The 1,655-nt window shown below is 48.9% G+C and carries 2 rRNA genes; both read left to right on the top strand.

The window, feature by feature from the left end:
- A 23S ribosomal RNA gene (locus tag H592_RS0111510) occupies positions 1 to 1,394 on the top strand; the annotation flags it as partial.
- A gap of 153 nt (positions 1,395 to 1,547) precedes the next feature.
- Positions 1,548 to 1,655: ribosomal RNA gene (gene rrf, locus H592_RS0111505) — 5S ribosomal RNA — on the top strand; the annotation flags it as partial.

The following is a 1,655-nucleotide window of genomic DNA, read 5'->3' as shown; positions in this document are numbered from 1 at the left end:
CTGAGATACGATGTCGAGGTACTAAGGTACTGAAGTCATTGATGCCATGCTTCCAGGAAAAGTCTCTAAGCTTCAGATAATAAAGGATCGTACCCCAAACCGACACAGGTGGTCAGGTAGAGAATACCAAGGCGCTTGAGAGAACTCGGGTAAAGGAACTAGGCAAAATGGTACCGTAACTTCGGGAGAAGGTACGCCACTGACGGTGATGTCCCTCGCGGATTTAGCTGTTGGTGGCCGAAGATACCAGATGGCTGCAACTGTTTATTAAAAACACAGCACTCTGCTAAATCGTAAGATGACGTATAGGGTGTGACGCCTGCCCGGTGCCGGAAGGTTAATTGATGAGGTTAGACTTAGGTCGAAGCTTTTGATCGAAGCCCCGGTAAACGGCGGCCGTAACTATAACGGTCCTAAGGTAGCGAAATTCCTTGTCGGGTAAGTTCCGACCTGCACGAATGGCGTAATGATGGCCATGCTGTCTCTACCCGAGACTCAGTGAAGTTGAAATCGCAGTGAAGATGCTGTGTACCCGCGGCTAGACGGAAAGACCCCGTGAACCTTTACTATAGCTTAGCAGTGAACTTAGAGCCTACATGTGTAGGATAGGTGGGAGGCTTTGAAGCGTTGTCGCCAGATGACGTGGAGCCAATCTTGAAATACCACCCTTGTATGTTTTGAGTTCTAACCATGGCCCCTGAATCGGGGTTTGGGACACTGTTTGGTGGGTAGTTTGACTGGGGCGGTCTCCTCCTAAAGAGTAACGGAGGAGTACGAAGGTTGGCTAATCACGGTCGGACATCGTGAGGTTAGTACAATGGTATAAGCCAGCTTAACTGCGAGACAGACACGTCGAGCAGGTACGAAAGTAGGTCATAGTGATCCGGTGGTTCTGAATGGAAGGGCCATCGCTCAACGGATAAAAGGTACTCCGGGGATAACAGGCTGATACCGCCCAAGAGTTCATATCGACGGCGGTGTTTGGCACCTCGATGTCGGCTCATCACATCCTGGGGCTGAAGTCGGTCCCAAGGGTATGGCTGTTCGCCATTTAAAGTGGTACGCGAGCTGGGTTTAGAACGTCGTGAGACAGTTCGGTCCCTATCTGCCGTGGGCGTTTGAGAATTGAGAGGGGCTGCTCCTAGTACGAGAGGACCGGAGTGGACGAACCGCTGGTGTTCGGGTTGTATCGCCAGATGCATTGCCCGGTAGCTACGTTCGGAATCGATAACCGCTGAAAGCATCTAAGCGGGAAGCGAGCCTCAAGATGAGTTCTCACTGGAACTTTAAGTTCCCTAAAGGGCCGTTGGAGACTACAACGTTGATAGGCAAGGTGTGTAAGTGCAGTAATGTATTGAGCTAACTTGTACTAATTACCCGTGAGGCTTAACCATACAACACCTAAGTAGTGTTGTTTTGTAACCAAGACAAGTCAAAGAAGACGTTAAAATATACGCTTGTGAAAGCATATTTACATAATGTATTTACTTGAGAATGAACACTCGCATTAGAACATATCATTTAGCTTTTCTAATTAATTTTTATTGCTTGGCGACAATAGCGCTGTGGTACCACCTGATCCCATGCCGAACTCAGAAGTGAAACGCAGCTGCGCCGATGATAGTGTGGGGTCTCCCCATGCGAAAGTAGGTCAT

Origin of the sequence: Psychromonas arctica DSM 14288, from assembly GCF_000482725.1 — a bacterium.
In the GTDB taxonomy this organism is placed as follows: Bacteria; Pseudomonadota; Gammaproteobacteria; order Enterobacterales; family Psychromonadaceae; genus Psychromonas; species Psychromonas arctica.
This window is presented reverse-complemented; position numbering and strand designations above follow the sequence as displayed.